Origin of the sequence: Corynebacterium lipophilum, from assembly GCF_024102595.1 — a bacterium.
GTDB classification, from domain to species: Bacteria; Actinomycetota; Actinomycetes; order Mycobacteriales; family Mycobacteriaceae; genus Corynebacterium; species Corynebacterium pseudogenitalium.
Window position 1 is genome coordinate 175742 of the sequence record NZ_JAEUWV010000003.1, and the last position, 15273, is coordinate 191014.

The window sequence follows — 15273 nt, forward strand, 5'->3', positions numbered from 1 at the left end:
ATCCACGGGAACAATGGATTGGGGTGTGCGAGAATCGTTCCGTAAGTACATCGAAACCGGCGTCGCCAAGGGGTCCATCTCCACAGATGAAGGGGCAACTCGCTCAGGGACGGCATTCCAATTCCCAGCCGAATCCTCCGCGATTACTGGCCCATCCTCCGGACAATTCAACTTCACCGGCTCAGTCCACTTCAGTGGCCACGATGGCTCTCTCGAGCTGACGCTCAGCAACCCGATCTTGGTGGTCAACGGCACTAACGCAGAACTCCGGGTGGACTACAGCACACGGAAGTATGTCGGCGCAGGAGCTGTGGGCCCTGTCGAAGAAGGACAAAAAGAAGTACTGGCCACCATCACCCTTGACGCCGCACCGGACTTCACCGCAAGCCAAGTGACAATAAGCGGCCACACCTCACTTACCGCTTCTGGGGAAACTATCTTCGCCGGATTCTACGAAGCAGGCGAGCCCCTCGACCCGATCAGTATCGATCTCTCACTCACGGAGGCTTCGGGTGCCGGACCAGTCCCGGACTTCACACTCGGGTCCCCATCAGGAGACAATAGCAACGCAGCTGCTCAGGGGCACAGTGGCGCCACACGTTCAAAGGCGACAAGCGGACCGGCTTTCTGGCTCGGACAGGTAAACGACACGCTCATCGAGGTCAACGGGCTGTTTACCAACGCCGACAAGGTCTTGCGAAGCGCAACGTCGTTACACGAGCGCGCTACATCGTCGCAACAGTCAGCCCGTCCCAACCGCTCTTCGACGGCGCCGGGGACGACTGCTTCGGCTGCCAACACGGCCCCGGCGCGCAACCAAGCATCAGCGCCGACTTCCCCATCGAGCAACGCATCGGCCCACAGCAATCGCGATGCCTCAGCCACAGCACCGTCAGGCGGTAATGCATCTTCAAATACCGTCTGTGATGCTGGCACCTCACACGGAGTCACCTCTGCTGAGGCACAGTGGGGAATCCGGCAGTCGTTCCGTACATACATCCGTGGCAATATCGCGAAAGGAAAGTGGGAGCTCCAAGGCGTTGGAGACAGCGGTAACACCTTTACTTTCAACGGCAATTCGGGAGCAGTTGATTCTGCGACGCGGTCGGGGTCCATCCTCTACCCCGGTTCGATCCGTTTTACCGGGCACGGGGGCGTATTGGACACTCGTTTTTCCAACATGGAAATCCAGTTCTCCGGCAATACCGGCCAGCTGATCCTCAACGCGACGTCGAACACCATGGAAGGCGACCCCCGCGACTACGGGCGCATCGCCATCGCAGACCTCACTTTCACGAACCTCGATGTGAGCGACTCTGCGGTAACCGGTACAGCAGAAGCAACGCTTACGAGCACAGGTTCGGAAGCGTTTGGGCAGTTCTACCCTCCTGGCGATCCGCTCGACACAATTCACTTCACCGCTCAACTCGGCGGATCGGCTAACTGCGCCGAAGGCCAGGGCTCCGTCGGAGGGGCGTCCTCTCCATCCAACAATGCGGCGGGGGCCGACGCTCGAGCGAAACTTCGGAAGTCTACAACATCCTCGTCTACGCCTTCCCGCGGAAGCGTTCTCGACGAGCATTTGGGGGACGCAACTGTTTCGTCCTCTGATCAGCCAGAAGGCGGAAAGTTCCAGATTAAAAACACCGCGCCCAATTCGCGTACAGGGGCGGATGGTTGGGATGACGCGACCGTCGCGACGCTCTTGGTGCTCATTGCCTCGCTGCTTGGCGCAGGCGGTGCGCTCATCAGATTCGCGGTCATCGGATAGGGAGATATGACACTATGAAAATGCTGCAAACCACTCTTTCCTTGGTTACCGCGACTGCGATAACGCTGAGCCTCGGCGGGTGTGCGGAGTGGGACAACCCAACACAACACACCACCAACGAGCTCGCGGAGTCGCTGCAGACAAACGGGGACCCACACCAGGCGCAAGGGGTTTCGATGGTCTCTGAGATCTCCGAGGTCGAGCCAATCGATACGCCACGGGAACAAGCTCTGCCCGTCGAAGTGACCGATGCGGACGGTTACGACGTCACCATTACTGATACCTCCCGCATCCTTGCACTGGACCTATACGGCACATTCACCAAGACGCTTCGTGGTGTCGGCATGGCAGACAACATCGTCGGGCGGACCGTAAGTTCCTCGGAGCCGTCGCTTGCGCATCTGCCCGTAGTCACGGAAAACGGGCATTCGCTCAACGTCGAGGCCATTCTGAATCTTCGTCCCACCTTGGTGCTTGTCGACCGCTCAGTAGGACCAGTTGAGGCGATCGACCAGCTACGGGCAGCCGGTATCACCACTGTGATGCTGGAGCCGACGCGTTCGCTGGCCTCGATCGCGGAGGACATCACTAATGTGGCAACCCTCGTCGGTGAGCCTGAGGCAGGCCGCCTCCTCGCCGAACGCAGCGAGAAAGAAGTCCAGCAAGCGCTCGACGCAATCGCTGCGGTGGCACCTGAAGAACCACTGCGAATGTCGTTTTTGTATGCTCGCGGCACCGGTGGCGTCTTCTATCTACTCGGGCGTGAAGAAGGAACTGAAGAACTCATCACTGCTCTAGGTGGCAGGGACGTCAATTCCGAGCACGGCATCGGTCAGCCTTCGCCTGCAAGCCCTGAGGCGCTCGCCGAGGTAAACCCCGAAGTGTTCGTCATGATGAACGGTGGGCTCCAGTCCACAGGCGATATTGAAGGCCTCCTCCAACGTCCCGGCGTCGCACAAACCACCGCGGGGCAGCACCGGCGAGTCCTGGCGCTTCCCGACGGTGACTCACTTGCGTTCGGACCTCAAACTGGCGAACTGCTGCTGCGCGCGGCGCACGCTCTCTACGGAGAGCAGCTATGAGCGAGCACCACGGAGCAATCCATGCACGACGCATTGGAAGAATTGTGCTTTTCGCAGCCACCGCTTCCCTGCTAGTGCTCACGGCCATTGCCTCTCTCGTTGTAGGCCAGTTTGAGTTCTCCCCCGGCGAGCTCTGGCCGATCCTTACCGCAGGGCCAATGTCAGCGTCCACACTCGAAGCATCAGTATTGTGGCAAATCCGCATCCCGAGGCTCGTTCTAGGACTCTGCGTCGGCGCGGCACTGGGAACAGGCGGGGCGCTCATGCAGTCCGTATTTGCCAACCCCCTAGCAGAACCAAGCGTCGTTGGCGTCAGTACCGGGGCAGGTGTAGGCGCAGCAATCGCCACCGTATTCGGCATCACCATATTCGGAACGATGACCGTGCCGATCTTCGCGTTCGCAACGGGCATATTCGTCACCGTGGTGGTGTACCAGCTAGCGCGTTCAGGTGGCAGAGTCCGCGTCCTGAACCTGGTTCTAGTAGGCATCGCAGCGAACGCTATCTGCGGCGCATGCATTTCAGCACTCACATTCATCGCCCCCACCACGGCGCGGGAACAGATCGTTTTCTGGCAGATGGGCAGTCTCGCTGGGGCGAGTTGGGCGCAAACTGGGGTGGTAGCTGCCGTTGTCACCTTCGCATTGGCATGTGCCATGTGTTTTGTGCGCAAGCTCGACATCCTCGCTTTGGGCGACCAAGCTGCATTCCATGTAGGCATCAACGTCGCACGCCTGCGCATGTTGGCGATCGCACTATCGACATTGCTTACAGCCGCAGCAGTCTCCTTCGCTGGGTTGATCGGGTTCGTAGGACTCGTCGTCCCACATATCGTGCGCACTGCGGTCGGCCCGTCCAATACGGTGCTTGTCCCGGCTTCTGCACTCGGTGGCGCGCTTTTGATCGGTGCTGGCGATATCCTCTCCCGCACAATCATTCCATTCGCTGACCTGCCAATCGGTATTTTCACAGCGCTGATTGGCGGGCCGACCTTCTTCTTCCTGCTGCGGCAGATGATGCGAAAGGGCCATGCACAATGACAGTTACCGCTTCACATGTCACAGTCCATAGACAGGGGCGCGAAATACTCCACGATGTCAGCATGTCCGCGCAGAGTGGAGAGGTCACCGGCCTCATCGGCCCCAACGGAGCTGGCAAGTCTACATTGCTCGCTGCGCTCTCCGGCGATACATCCCTCTCGAGCGGAAGCGTCCAGCTTGTAGGTCAGGATGTATCTGGGTGCACCGCTCATCAACTCGCTCGGACGCGTGCCGTCATGCTTCAGGATGTCAGTGTCGCCTTTTCGTTCTTGGTGCGCGACGTCGTCGAGATGGGGCGCCATCCGTGGGGCACTCAGCCTGACGACGCCACCATCGTCAACCAAGCGCTCGCCGCGACGGGCATCACGCACCTCCAGGAACGAGAGATGTTCACGCTTTCCGGTGGTGAGCGCGCCCGTGTGGCCTTTGCCAGAGTCTTGGCACAGCGAACACCTGTGGTGTTTCTCGACGAACCAACTGCCGCGATGGACGTGCGCTTCCAAGAGCAGACGATGGGCGTCGCCCGCACCTTGGCACGTGATGGCGCGACCGTGATCGTCGTGCTCCACGATCTTCAGCTTGCTGCGCGGTACTGCGACCACGTGGTGTGCTTGAAGCAGGGGGCTGTTGCGGCAGCGGGGCCGGTGGCCGAGGTGTACCAGGACCACATTCTGAGCGAGATCTACGACTGGCCTATTACGGTCCTGCACGACGGAAATCGTGTTTTCATCGCGCCTCATGAGGCAAACTGCTCCCCTATGACAGGTGCGACCTAGCCCCATTACCCCCGGCCGTTGACCAAACCCCAACCAATATTTAAGGTTAGCCTAACCTCACCATTCGGTGTGGTTGCGATTACTCATGAAAGGACGTACATGTCTCGCTCCACCACTCTGGCAACCCTCACCGCTGCCTTCCTTGCTTCTACTGCCCTCGTCGCGCCGAGCGCATTCGCGGAAGCCCCAACGCTCGAGTCCGGGCACGCAAACTGGAACATCAAGGGATCATTCCTGAGCTACATCCAGAAGCCGTTTGCCGCAGCAACCATCACGGCGTCCGATGGGGCAGAAAAGGTACTTGACGCGAGCAAGCTGGTTGACTTCGCCTTGCCAGTAAATGCAAAGGAGTCCAAGCTCACGGCAACTGGCGAAGGGGTCATAGACCTCGACGGCGCTATCAGTATCAACGCACACCACGGTGCGATGGATATCCAGCTGTCTGATTTCAAGGTCGTCATCGAAGGGGCTAAAGGGTTCCTCCAGGCAGACTATGTCCGCAAGGGCGCTATGCCCGGTGCAGAGACCACCACGTTGACCGGCGACGATAAGCGCATCGTCGAGTTCGACGTCCAACAGCCGCTGAAGGCTAACAAGAACAACCAATTCGCTGCGACCTTCACCCCGACCAAACTGACAGAGGACGGCTCCGCGATCTTCGATAAGCAGTACAAGGCCGGTGAGCCTTTCGCGGATTCCAAGGTAGCCCTTGCACTGAAATTCAAGGATGCTCCCGCACAGACGACGCCCACTCCCACGCCGGAAGGATCAAGCCTTGGAACCGGCGCGATCGTCGGAATCGTGCTTGCCGCAATCGCGGCCCTCGGTGGCCTTGCATTTGCAGCGAGCCAGCCAGGTTTCCAGGCGATGCTCGGGAAGCTCGTATGAGCGCCGTCGATAACGTCGGCGGACACATCACCACGGTGATCACTTCACTCATGGCGATCGCTGGCGTCGTAATGACCGTCGCCGCACTCGCCCAGGGCGCAGGGACGATTCTCGGGATCCAGCTACCAACGATTCCTTGATATACAGAGATATACAGACCGCAAAACAAGAAACCCAGCCACCTCATGGTATGGCTGGGTTTCTCCATTTGGGCAACACACCAAACTAGGAGCTCTTCTTGCCCTTCTTCTTTTTCTTGCTGCTCACCTTGGAGAGTTCCAGCTTTGCAGCAGCATCGGGCACGTAACGGAACTCGTCGCGCGGAGGTCGCTCGTAGTCAATAATCTCTGGGCGTTCAGGGATCTCTGGCAGATCAGGGTCAATGTGCTCGTAGGGGATCGTCGACAAGAGGTGAGAAATCACATTGATGCGCGAGCGCTTCTTATCCTCCGACTCAACCGTGTACCACGGCGCCGCAGGAATATCCGTGTGGATAAACATCTCATCCTTGGCTCGGGAGTAGTCCTCCCACTTTGTAATGGACTCGAGGTCCATTGGCGAGAGCTTCCACTGGCGCAGCGGGTCTTCCCGGCGGGATTGGAATCGCTTGTACTGCTCTTCATCCGATACAGAGAACCAGTACTTACGCAGCATGATGCCGTCCTCAACGAGGAGGCGTTCAAAGATCGGTGTCTGGTGTAGGAACCGACGGTATTCCTCCGTGGTGCAGAACCCCATCACGCGCTCAACGCCGGCGCGGTTGTACCAGGACCTGTCGAAGATGACGATCTCGCCTGCGGCGGGGAGCTTTTCGACGTAGCGCTGGAAGTACCACTGCGTCTGCTCGCGCTCAGTTGGCTTCGGCAGCGCCTCAATACGGCAGGTGCGCGGGTTCAGGTACTGGGTGATGCGCTTAATTGCGGAGCCTTTGCCTGCCGCGTCGCGCCCCTCCATCACGATGACAACACGCGCTCCGGTCTTGACGACCCACTGCTGCATTGCCACCAACTCAGCTTGAAGGCGTACGAGTTCTTTCTCGTACGCCTTCTTGGAAAGTTTCGGGGGCTTGGTGGAATTCTTCTCTTCACTCATAGGTACTAACCGTACCCATAAAGCGGGGAGAAATTAAGCCGATTCGGCTAGTCCACCTTGAATTCAGCCATGGTATCCCACTCGGTCTTACCCTCGATCAGGGTATTGATGATGGTCGGGGTTTCCTTCAGAATCTTCGGGAACAGCTCCTGGGCGGCGCGGAAATGATCGGAGTTCACGTGCGCTTCCGCGGCATCGTCGTGGAATGCCTCGATGAGCAGGTATTCGTTCTTATCCTCTTCACTGCGGTACCAGTCAAAGAAGATGCAGCCCGGCTCTGCGCGGGTTGCGTTGGTGAATTCCTCTACCTCTTGACGAAATGTCTCGACGTATTCTGGCAGTGGCTTGTAACGAACGTTGATCAAAATCATGCCACCACCCTACGCATATCTCGCATTGTTGTCAGCCGACGCTTTTGGCTACGAAGCTGCTCAGTTAATTGTTCAACAATAGATGCGTTATACTCGTAACAGTTGTCGGCCGATGGTTCTATTTACCATTGCTGACTAGCTTAAATAAATAGTTCTACACTTACGGATGCCATGCTTGCTCAAAACGTTGCCTCTGAGGTCCGCCGCGCGATTTCGCGTGGTGAGTTCTCCCCAGGCCAGAAGCTCAACGAGGTTGCCCTCGCTGAGCGTTTCGAGGTATCCAGAAATACCCTCCGCGAAGCATTTGCAATGCTTACGTCAGAAGGTCTTTGTGAGCGCATTCCGAACCGTGGCGTATTCCTCGCCACTCCTTCCCCGGACTTCGTCACTGACACCTACCGTGCGCGCGCCGCAATCGAGCCTGCGGCTCTCCTTTGGGGCGAAGAGCTCGATGTTGACCGTCTCGAAAAACTCAACACTGAAGCCCGCGAGGCAATCGCTCAGGACGACGATGACCTGCTGACGGCCGTGAACCAGGCTTTCCACCACGTGGTGCTCTCCGCAATGGGCTCGAAGACCCTCGGCGACACCATGGACCAGCTTGACGCGTTCATGCGCTTGGCAACGCTTCCGATTATTCAGCAGCAGCCGTCGTTTAACCGCCAGTTCATCTCCGTCAACGAGCACATTGTGGAGCTGCTGCGCGAAGAAAAGCGCCACGAGGCGTCCGACTACCTGCAGGAAGCACTTCTCGAGCAGGGTCGTATTGTGAACGACCTGATCGAGAAGATCAATAACGGGTACCCGATTTAGTGCTCGAGCTGCTCCCCAAGCTCAAGCCACTCCATTTCTAGCTCATCGCGGCCATCGTTGGTGCGCTGCAATTCCTGCGTCTTCGCGCCGATCGCTTCGAAATCCGGCGCGTCTTCACCCGACATGTCGGCAATCTGCGCTTCCAACTCCTTGGCACGTGCTTCCGCCGTCGCGATCTTGCGCTCAAGCGCTTTCATCCGCTTCCGGATCTCACGTTCTTCCTGCGATGACAGCCGTGGTTCCCCCACGGGGGCCGCTTTTTCGGAGTTTTCGGTCTTCTCCCCCAAATCGAGTGGGCCCGTTTGGGTGTCCATGGCAGCTCGCTGCTCGAGGTACTGCGTGATCCCTCCGGGTAGGTTGCTCAGCGTGCCGTCGCCGAACAGTGCGTAGGTGGTGTCTGCAATACGCTCGATGAGGTAGCGGTCGTGTGAAATCACCACGAGCGTCCCTGGCCAACCATCAAGCAGGTCTTCCAACTCTTGCAATGTATCGATGTCAAGGTCGTTCGTGGGCTCGTCGAGGAGCAAAACGTTCGGCTCGCTCATCAGCACACGCGTCAGTTGGAGTCGACGACGCTCACCGCCGGAGAGGTCCCCAACAGGTGTGCGCTGGCGCTTCGGGCTAAACCCGAGGCGCTCCGCGAGCTGGGATGCCGAAACCTCCTTCTTACCCAACGTGATGTAGTGCGCGACGTCCTCCACAGAGTCGAGCACCGTCCTCGTTGGGTCGAGGTCGTCGAGTTCCTGTCGCAGCCACCCAATCCGTGTGGTCAGGCCTTCGATGCGCTTGCCGGCGGCAAGCGGGTAGTCACCGGCGAGCGTCCGCAGCAACGTCGTCTTTCCGGAACCGTTGACACCAACAAGGCCGATGCGCTCGCCCGGCGCGAGCCGCCACGTGAGGTGGTCGACGAGCGTGCGCCCGTCAGGAGCGTCGATACGGACGTCCTCAAACTCGATGACGACGTTGCCCTGGCGTTGCTTGGAAAACGCCATCAGCTCGACCTTGTCGCGTGGTGGCGGGACATTTGCGATGAGAGCTTCGGCTGCTTCGATGCGGTAGCGCGGTTTTGACGTGCGTGCGGGGGCGCCTCGGCGCAGCCACGCGAGCTCTTTGCGCGCTAAGTTCTGACGACGTTGCTCGATGGCGTCGGCCTGGCGGGCACGCTCGGCGCGGGCGAATGTCCAGTCGTTGTAGCCACCCTCGTAGACGTCGACGGTGCCGTCGTGGACCTCCCAGGTCAGCGTAGCGACGGTATCGAGGAACCAGCGGTCGTGCGTAACCACCACGACTGCGAGTTTGCGCTGCATGAGGTGGGATGCCAGCCACTGCACGCCCTCGACGTCAAGGTGGTTCGTCGGCTCGTCAAGCACGACGAGATCTAAGTCCTGCACAAGGGCCGCGGCGAGGCTCACGCGGCGCCGCTCACCACCAGAAAGCTCCCCGACCGGGGTGTCCAGCCCGAGGGCAGCCACGCCTGTTCCTTGGAGAACCTCTCGCACCTTGCTATTCGACGCCCACTCGTACGTCTCGAGACCCAAGGGTTTGACGACGACGTCGCCGACGGTGGCGTCGTCTTGAATTTCGAAGCGTTGTGTCACCACCGCCATGCGTAGGTCAGAGTTGTGCGACACGCGCCCGCTGTCCGGGGCTTCGATGCCGGTGAGCACCTCAAGCAACGTTGTTTTCCCGCCGCCGTTGACGCCCACGATGCCGATGCGATCGCCGGTCTGGATTCCGAGGGAGACACCGTCGAGCAGTGTTTTTAAGCCCCAGGTTTTGGATACGTTTTCGAGGTTGATCAGGTTCGCCATAGCAAACCCATCGTAGCCTACGCCTCGAGTTGCGCCCCCGCAGACGGGCCGGAAGTACAGAACACCTCGACGCCCTCGACGCTGTCACGCAGCACCGTTTCGAGGGTCCGCGCGGCATCTTCGTCGAAGCACAGTGCGGCGATCGTCGGCCCGGACCCGGAAACGATCGCGCGGGCTACAAGTTCAGTTTCGGATTCGATGCGTGTGATCAGGGCTGCGATGCGTGGGCGCATCGCCACCGCTGCAGCTTCCAAATCGTTGTGCAGGTGCTTCGCTAGCTCGCGCGGGTCGCCCGTCACGAGTGCCTGCGACAGCGCGGCCGTGTCCAAATGCGGTACGAGCGCCGGGTTGTCGTGACGCAGGTCATCGAGTGTTTCGAAGGCCTTGCCCGTCGAGATCCCAATCTTCGGGTTGCAAAACACCCACCAGTACGTGCCGCGTCCGAGGACCTCAACGAGGGCGTCGCCACGCCCGGTGCCGAGCGCTGTGTGTCCGTGGAGAGCAAACGGCACGTCCGCTCCCAGCCCGACTGCAAGGTCGTAGAGATCTTCTTCGCTGAGCCGCTCACCGCAGTACCGCTCCAGGTAGGCGTTCGCCGCGACGAGCCCAGCCGCGGCATCTGCGGAACCGCCCGCCATCCCGCCTGCCACAAACACATGCTTGTCGACGACCAGCTTCGCCTTCGGCAACGACAATCCTTGCACGCCACTGCGGGCTCGGACGGCGTCGACGACGGCATCGACCGCACGCCACGTCAGGTTTCGAGGCGTATCGATATCCTCGTCTGGTACGTCCACGTGGAAGTGCGTCTGCATCCCAACGACCACGGAGCCAGATTCGACGCATGCCGCCTCATCCTCGACGACGATGCGAACTCGCTCGCGCCGCTCAACAGCTTGGAAAACCGTTACCAACTCGTGGTAGCCGTCAGCACGCGCGTTGCCGACGCCGAGATGCAGGTTCACTTTGCCGGGCGCTGATGCAACAATCTCCCGCGTGTTGCTGCTCATCGGGCCTCCCCCAGCCTGACAAAGTCCTCCACCCCGAGCTTCTCACCACGCAGTCCGGGGTCGATCCCGGCCTCACGCAGGGCTGCCTCGGCCTCAGCCGCGGAACCGTATACCGACGCGAGCGTTGAACGCAGGGTCTTGCGGCGTTGGGCGAAGGCGGCGTCGATAAGCGGGAAAACCTTGTCGCGCACGCTGCGGTCGCGCTCGGGATCGACGTCGATGCGAACAAGCCCGGACTCGATATTCGGAGCCGGCCAGAAGACGTGCTTGCCGATGGTCCCTGCCTGCGACACCTCGCCATAAAACGCCGCTTTTACGCTAGGAACGCCGTAAATCTTCGTGCCTGGCTTCGCGGCAAGGCGGTCAGCGACCTCTTTCTGCACCATCACCAGCACGCGGCGAATGGAAGGGAACTCCGCAAGCAGGTGTAACAACACCGGCACTGAAACGTTGTACGGCAGGTTCGCAACGAGGGCCGTTGGCTCCCCGGAAACATCACGCTGCGAAGTCTTCAGTGCATCCATGTGCACGATATCCAGCTTGTGCGCGGCCGAAGGTGCTCGAAGCTCAACCGTTTTACCCAGCTGCTGTGCCAGCCTGTCATCGATCTCAAGCGCTGTCACGTGCGCTGGCTCATCGAGCAGGCCAAGCGTCAGTGACCCGAGACCCGGACCGACCTCGACCACGCGGTCGTCTGGGGAAAGCTCCGCTGCGGCAACGATACGCCGCACGGTATTCGGGTCGTGCACGAAGTTCTGCCCCAGCCGTTTCGTTGGGGTGACACCTAGTGCAGCCGCAAGCTCACGGATTTCTACCGGGCCAAGCAGTTGGGTTTCGCTCATACCTGACGAGGTTAGCGCAACCCCATCCGTGCGGTACATGCAGGCCACGCACCCCACCCCTGGGATGCCTGCGTTTTCTGGGCGATTGCGATCTGCTGCTCGCGGGTCGCCTGGTCAGCGGTCGGCGCGTACTGGGTGCCGCCGTACGCTGCCCACGTCGACGCAGAGAACTGCAAGCCGCCGTGGTAGCCATTACCCGTGTTAATGGACCAGTTGCCGCCAGACTCACACTGCGCCAACGTGTCCCATACTGAACCAGCTGCAACAGCAGGAGCATTCGCCGACTCCTTGGTACCGCGTCGCACCTTCGCCGCCTTCGGCGCACGAACCTCGCGCTCACCTGCAATGCCCTCGGATTCAACCTTGCCATTGACCAGAACGGTCTCGTGGAGAATTTCCTTCTCCCCGTCCTTGCCTTCCTCCAGCACCTCTTCGTTGCCGGTTTCCAGCTCTTCATCATCGACGTACTCAACCGGTGCCTCGATTGGCAGGACCTCAGCACGCTTCACCACGTTGACGCGGTCGAGCACGATCTCCATGTTCGGGTACACCGCGGCATCAAGCGGGTGGTTCAAACGATCATCGGAGTCGAAGGTGATGCCACGGTCCGCGAGGAGCTCGCCTACGGTTTTCTTCGCAACCGACGCGTAGGTCACGTTCCCGCCGTCATTGATCGCGATGATCTTCGGGGTGGTCACGTCGACATTGAGGCCGTCGACAAGCTTGGTGTCCTTGTCCAGGTCCGACGAGGAAGCCGGGGACACACCCACCTCGTCCATGACTTCCCCAACAGTCAGCGCTGTCGAGGTGATTTCCTTTGCCACCCCGTCGACGACGACGGCGACTGGCTTCGCAGTACGAACGGTCACGGTATCGCCGTTCGACAGCTTCTCAGCAGGCGCCGGGTACACAACGTCACTGTCCTTGACCTCAACGCCCGCAGCCTGCAACGCACCCGCGACGTCACCCGAGAAGGTCTTCAGCGAGGTCGCCTCACCGTTGACGTCCACTGTGACGTCCTTCTGCGCGGCGAGCGCCGTGGTGGTACCGGCTGCAATGACAACACCTGCGAGTGCCCCGACGGCGATTCGCTTCGTTGCGGTGTTGTTGTGCTGGATACGCGAGCCCATAAAGCGTCATTCCCCTTCGTCACGAAATAATACTTCGATAACAATACGGTAACTTCTACCGTTTTACCAGCACATGTTTGCACACCATGGTGGACACGTTCACTCGCGCCACGCGATTCACACCACTCACAGCCGACCTGGGACAACGCTTACTTGCGCCCAGTGTGTTCCCGGACACGTGCACAGCATCATCCCAGACCATAGACGCGATCGAAGGTAGCGGATACCTCGCTCGCCAGCGTCTCGACGTCCACTCCCCGAGCTTGCGCAACCACGTGTGCCGTATGCCCAATCAGCGATGGCTCATTGCGCGAACCTCGAAACGGCTCCGGGGTCATATACGGCGCATCGGTTTCGATGAGCAGCTGGCCCACCGGCGCCAGAGCCGCCGCCTCCCGCAGCTCCTCATTGCGCTTAAACGTAACGTTGCCGGCAAAGGAGAGCACATAGCCACGCTCAATCGCCTCCCGCGCCACGTCAAGGGGCGAGGAGAAGCAGTGCAAAATCACATGCTCCGGTTTCGGCGTATCCGCGAGAATCCGCATCATGTCCGCATCCCCCTCACGGTTATGGATCATCAATGCCTTGCCGGAGTCCACGGCGAGCTGAATGTGCCAACGAAACGCCTCTTCTTGCGTGGCAAGGTCAGCGGTGTTCTCGGCGTCGTGGCGGATCCAATACGTATCGATGCCTGTCTCCCCCACCGCAACACACCGAGCGTCCGAGGCCATCTGCGTGAGCCGTTCCCGCGTCGCGTCGTCGAGCTCGGCGGCTCGCGTCGGATGGATCGCGCACGCTGCGAACACGCCCTCATGCATGTGCGCGGCAGCAAGCGCCTGCTCTGCTTCCGCGAGCCCATCGCCCACGGTGCATACCCGCTCCACACCGGCGCTCAACGCACGCTCCATAATCGCATCGATATCCGCCTGCGTGGTGGCTCCGGTAGAGGCCAGGTGGGTGTGGGCGTCGATAAGCCCTGGTATAGGGGCTGCTGGTACTGGTGTCGGGCGAGGTTTCTTTTTGCTCATACGATAGAGCCTATGACATTCCACGCGATTGACGCACAGACCCAAACCAGCATCGACAACGCACTCGCCGAGGCAGCGGCGCAGGGGCTCAATGGCCCTGCACGAGTAATCATCGAGCGGTTCGAAGGGTTACTCGAGGATTTCCTTGCACTTCCCCGCGACGCACAACGCAGCTACCCGCGCGGCGACACAGCCCGTATCGTCGGCACCGCCCTCGGCGACGCATTCGTCCGCGACTACGGATTTACCTGGAAACTCCTGAAAGATGACTACGGCACGGACCTCGTCGTCGTCCGCGATGCCGACACCAACTCCCCCAAATACACCGCCCCCATCATGGTTGTCGACGCCCGCTTCGACGACGACGCAACCGGCAAACTCACCACGTTCCTGGAGCAGTTCCTCAGCGGCTTGCAGCACTAAGCTCGTCGTCAATAACGACGTGACGCGCCGCCACGATGCCAACAATCCCCATGACCAACGCCATGATGACCAGCGCGATCAGGATCGGCTGGAACTCCCCGATCCGCCCATAGGCCACGCCAATGAGCAGCGGACCCGTTGCCGCGAGCACGTACCCGACCGGCTGCACAAAACCCGACAGCCGTGCAGTGACTAGCGGGTCGCGTGTGCGCGCCGGGATCAGTGCGATTGCTAGCGGGAAGCAGCACCCGCCGAAGCCCAGGAGGAAGCTCCAGCCCAGCGGTGATGCTGCCGGTGCGAAGTACAAACCGAGATACCCTGTGGCCGTCGAGAGCGCAAACAGCACCACCAGCGGCGTCAGCGTCCGCGCGCGAGAGATGACCGTCGGCAGCACAAGCCCACCAACCATGCCTACCGCGCCAAGCAGCCCGAGTCCCGTGGCTGCGGTGGAAGGGGCAACCCCGGCGTCAATGAAAATGGCGGGCAACCACCCCATCTGGATATACGCGCTGGTTGACTGCAACCCGAAGAAGAGCATCAAGGCCACCGCAGTGAGCGACTTCCACACCGGCGCTTCTGGCGTAGCAACCGCGCCGTCCTGCGGGGTCGAAGCCTTGCTCCCGGGGATGTCCCTCCCGAATTTGAAGAGCACAAATACCCAAACCGCCAGCTGCACGACAGCCGTCACCGCCCACAGGCCGAGTGCCGACTGCCACGAGGGTGTCACCAACGCGCTGAGCGGGCCAGCCGCCGACGATAAGCCCGGGGTTACGGAGTACACCGTAGTCAGGGCGACGATGTAGCGCCCACCGTGCTGCTTGATCCACGCAGGCAGCAACACGTTCATAAGTGCGATGGCGCCGGCCGCGCCCACCGTCGCGAGTAAGAACATCGCGATATCGGGTGCGAAGGGGCGCAAGCCCAAGCCCGCGGTCAGCAACCCCGCAGCGCCCAGAATGACGGGGGTGAGGCCAAACCGCCGCGCAATCGGTACCGCACAGATACCGACCAGGAAGAAGAGCGTGCCGGGGATCGCCGTGATGACGCCACCGACCCATGCCGGGGCGTCATAGTATGCGATGACCTGGTCAAGTACAGACCCGACGGAGGCAATGCCCGCACGCAAATTCAGTGAGGCACTAATGACAGCGACGAAAAGTACAAGAGCAAACACTCGAAGCACTCTAGCGCTGCCG

16 protein-coding genes are annotated in these 15273 nt (G+C 60.4%); 8 read left to right on the forward strand and 8 right to left on the reverse strand.

The annotated features are described in order from the left end of the window. Positions 1-13: 13 nt before the first annotated feature. The 6 genes from JMN37_RS04205 to JMN37_RS04230 all read left to right on the forward strand — a co-directional run bounded on the left by JMN37_RS04205 (position 14) and on the right by JMN37_RS04230 (position 5697). The gene (locus tag JMN37_RS04205; protein WP_070362798.1) at positions 14-1771 is read left to right on the forward strand and encodes an HtaA domain-containing protein; all 1758 of its coding nucleotides are present in this window, start codon (positions 14-16) and stop codon (positions 1769-1771) included. A 14-nt stretch (positions 1772-1785) separates the two neighbouring features. Then, positions 1786-2853, forward strand: coding sequence for a heme/hemin ABC transporter substrate-binding protein (locus JMN37_RS04210; RefSeq protein ID WP_070362799.1), 1068 nt, complete (start codon positions 1786-1788; stop codon positions 2851-2853). After that, entirely contained in the window at positions 2850-3893 is a 1044-nt protein-coding gene (locus JMN37_RS04215; protein ID WP_070362800.1) for a FecCD family ABC transporter permease, read from the forward strand. The genes JMN37_RS04210 and JMN37_RS04215 overlap by 4 nt, the downstream gene beginning before the upstream one ends. Beyond that, positions 3890-4669, forward strand: a complete 780-nt coding sequence (locus tag JMN37_RS04220; RefSeq protein ID WP_070362801.1) for a heme ABC transporter ATP-binding protein — start codon at positions 3890-3892, stop codon at positions 4667-4669. The genes JMN37_RS04215 and JMN37_RS04220 overlap by 4 nt, the downstream gene beginning before the upstream one ends. 99 nt (positions 4670-4768) lie before the next feature. After that, entirely contained in the window at positions 4769-5557 is a 789-nt protein-coding gene (locus JMN37_RS04225) for an HtaA domain-containing protein (RefSeq protein ID WP_070362802.1), read from the forward strand. Next, the gene (locus tag JMN37_RS04230; protein WP_168156192.1) at positions 5554-5697 is read left to right on the forward strand and encodes a hypothetical protein; all 144 of its coding nucleotides are present in this window, start codon (positions 5554-5556) and stop codon (positions 5695-5697) included. The genes JMN37_RS04225 and JMN37_RS04230 overlap by 4 nt, the downstream gene beginning before the upstream one ends. 85 nt (positions 5698-5782) lie before the next feature. On the opposite strand, the gene ppk2 is transcribed toward JMN37_RS04230, so the two are convergent. Together ppk2 and JMN37_RS04240 are read right to left on the reverse strand one after the other, a co-directional pair. Next, entirely contained in the window at positions 5783-6649 is an 867-nt protein-coding gene (gene ppk2, locus JMN37_RS04235; protein ID WP_252931111.1) for a polyphosphate kinase 2, read from the reverse strand. Between the two features lie 47 nt (positions 6650-6696). After that, on the reverse strand, positions 6697-7020 hold the full coding sequence (locus JMN37_RS04240) for a putative quinol monooxygenase (protein WP_070362804.1): 324 nt from the start codon (positions 7018-7020) through the stop codon (positions 6697-6699). 171 nt (positions 7021-7191) lie between these two features. Between JMN37_RS04240 and JMN37_RS04245 the strand changes: the two genes are divergently transcribed. Further along, positions 7192-7833, forward strand: coding sequence for a GntR family transcriptional regulator (locus JMN37_RS04245; protein ID WP_070479279.1), 642 nt, complete (start codon positions 7192-7194; stop codon positions 7831-7833). Here JMN37_RS04245 and JMN37_RS04250 read toward each other — a convergent pair. The 5 genes from JMN37_RS04250 to JMN37_RS04270 all read right to left on the reverse strand — a co-directional run bounded on the left by JMN37_RS04250 (position 7830) and on the right by JMN37_RS04270 (position 13654). Then, positions 7830-9644 (reverse strand): ABC-F family ATP-binding cassette domain-containing protein, encoded by a 1815-nt coding sequence (locus tag JMN37_RS04250; protein WP_252931112.1) that lies wholly within the window; start codon positions 9642-9644, stop codon positions 7830-7832. The two genes, JMN37_RS04245 and JMN37_RS04250, sit on opposite strands and share 4 nt — an antisense overlap. 17 nt (positions 9645-9661) lie before the next feature. Continuing rightward, entirely contained in the window at positions 9662-10654 is a 993-nt protein-coding gene (locus JMN37_RS04255) for a 4-(cytidine 5'-diphospho)-2-C-methyl-D-erythritol kinase (RefSeq protein WP_252931113.1), read from the reverse strand. Beyond that, complete coding sequence (gene rsmA / locus JMN37_RS04260) at positions 10651-11496, reverse strand: 16S rRNA (adenine(1518)-N(6)/adenine(1519)-N(6))-dimethyltransferase RsmA (protein ID WP_252931114.1); 846 nt, start codon at positions 11494-11496, stop codon at positions 10651-10653. The genes JMN37_RS04255 and rsmA overlap by 4 nt, the downstream gene beginning before the upstream one ends. Before the next feature lie 11 nt (positions 11497-11507). Next, positions 11508-12626: a resuscitation-promoting factor gene (locus JMN37_RS04265; RefSeq protein WP_070362808.1), complete on the reverse strand. Its 1119-nt coding sequence runs from the start codon at positions 12624-12626 to the stop codon at positions 11508-11510. A gap of 188 nt (positions 12627-12814) precedes the next feature. Continuing rightward, complete coding sequence (locus tag JMN37_RS04270) at positions 12815-13654, reverse strand: TatD family hydrolase (protein ID WP_070362809.1); 840 nt, start codon at positions 13652-13654, stop codon at positions 12815-12817. Positions 13655-13666: 12 nt separating this feature from the next. Between JMN37_RS04270 and JMN37_RS04275 the strand changes: the two genes are divergently transcribed. Next, positions 13667-14077, forward strand: a complete 411-nt coding sequence (locus JMN37_RS04275) for a DUF3806 domain-containing protein (RefSeq protein WP_070362810.1) — start codon at positions 13667-13669, stop codon at positions 14075-14077. On the opposite strand, the gene JMN37_RS04280 is transcribed toward JMN37_RS04275, so the two are convergent. Beyond that, positions 14058-15251 carry an MFS transporter gene (locus JMN37_RS04280; RefSeq protein ID WP_252931116.1) on the reverse strand — a complete coding sequence of 398 codons (1194 nt, stop codon included), beginning with the start codon at positions 15249-15251 and terminating at the stop codon, positions 14058-14060. The genes JMN37_RS04275 and JMN37_RS04280 overlap by 20 nt on opposite strands. Positions 15252-15273 lie beyond the last annotated feature (22 nt).

Excerpts from the sequence above, each read along its gene's own strand:
- JMN37_RS04205 (WP_070362798.1), top strand. The coding sequence starts at position 14 with ATGGATTGGGGTGTGCGAGAATCGTTCCGTAAGTACATCGAAACCGGC.
- JMN37_RS04220 (WP_070362801.1), top strand. The coding sequence starts at position 3,890 with ATGACAGTTACCGCTTCACATGTCACAGTCCATAGACAGGGGCGCGAA.
- JMN37_RS04215 (WP_070362800.1), top strand. The coding sequence starts at position 2,850 with ATGAGCGAGCACCACGGAGCAATCCATGCACGACGCATTGGAAGAATT.
- JMN37_RS04225 (WP_070362802.1), top strand. The coding sequence starts at position 4,769 with ATGTCTCGCTCCACCACTCTGGCAACCCTCACCGCTGCCTTCCTTGCT.
- JMN37_RS04240 (WP_070362804.1), bottom strand. The coding sequence starts at position 7,020 with ATGATTTTGATCAACGTTCGTTACAAGCCACTGCCAGAATACGTCGAG.
- JMN37_RS04245 (WP_070479279.1), top strand. The coding sequence starts at position 7,192 with ATGCTTGCTCAAAACGTTGCCTCTGAGGTCCGCCGCGCGATTTCGCGT.
- JMN37_RS04230 (WP_168156192.1), top strand. The coding sequence starts at position 5,554 with ATGAGCGCCGTCGATAACGTCGGCGGACACATCACCACGGTGATCACT.
- JMN37_RS04265 (WP_070362808.1), bottom strand. The coding sequence starts at position 12,626 with ATGGGCTCGCGTATCCAGCACAACAACACCGCAACGAAGCGAATCGCC.
- JMN37_RS04255 (WP_252931113.1), bottom strand. The coding sequence starts at position 10,654 with ATGAGCAGCAACACGCGGGAGATTGTTGCATCAGCGCCCGGCAAAGTG.
- JMN37_RS04270 (WP_070362809.1), bottom strand. The coding sequence starts at position 13,654 with ATGAGCAAAAAGAAACCTCGCCCGACACCAGTACCAGCAGCCCCTATA.
- JMN37_RS04275 (WP_070362810.1), top strand. The coding sequence starts at position 13,667 with ATGACATTCCACGCGATTGACGCACAGACCCAAACCAGCATCGACAAC.
- rsmA (WP_252931114.1), bottom strand. The coding sequence starts at position 11,496 with ATGAGCGAAACCCAACTGCTTGGCCCGGTAGAAATCCGTGAGCTTGCG.
- ppk2 (WP_252931111.1), bottom strand. The coding sequence starts at position 6,649 with ATGAGTGAAGAGAAGAATTCCACCAAGCCCCCGAAACTTTCCAAGAAG.
- JMN37_RS04250 (WP_252931112.1), bottom strand. The coding sequence starts at position 9,644 with ATGGCGAACCTGATCAACCTCGAAAACGTATCCAAAACCTGGGGCTTA.
- JMN37_RS04210 (WP_070362799.1), top strand. The coding sequence starts at position 1,786 with ATGAAAATGCTGCAAACCACTCTTTCCTTGGTTACCGCGACTGCGATA.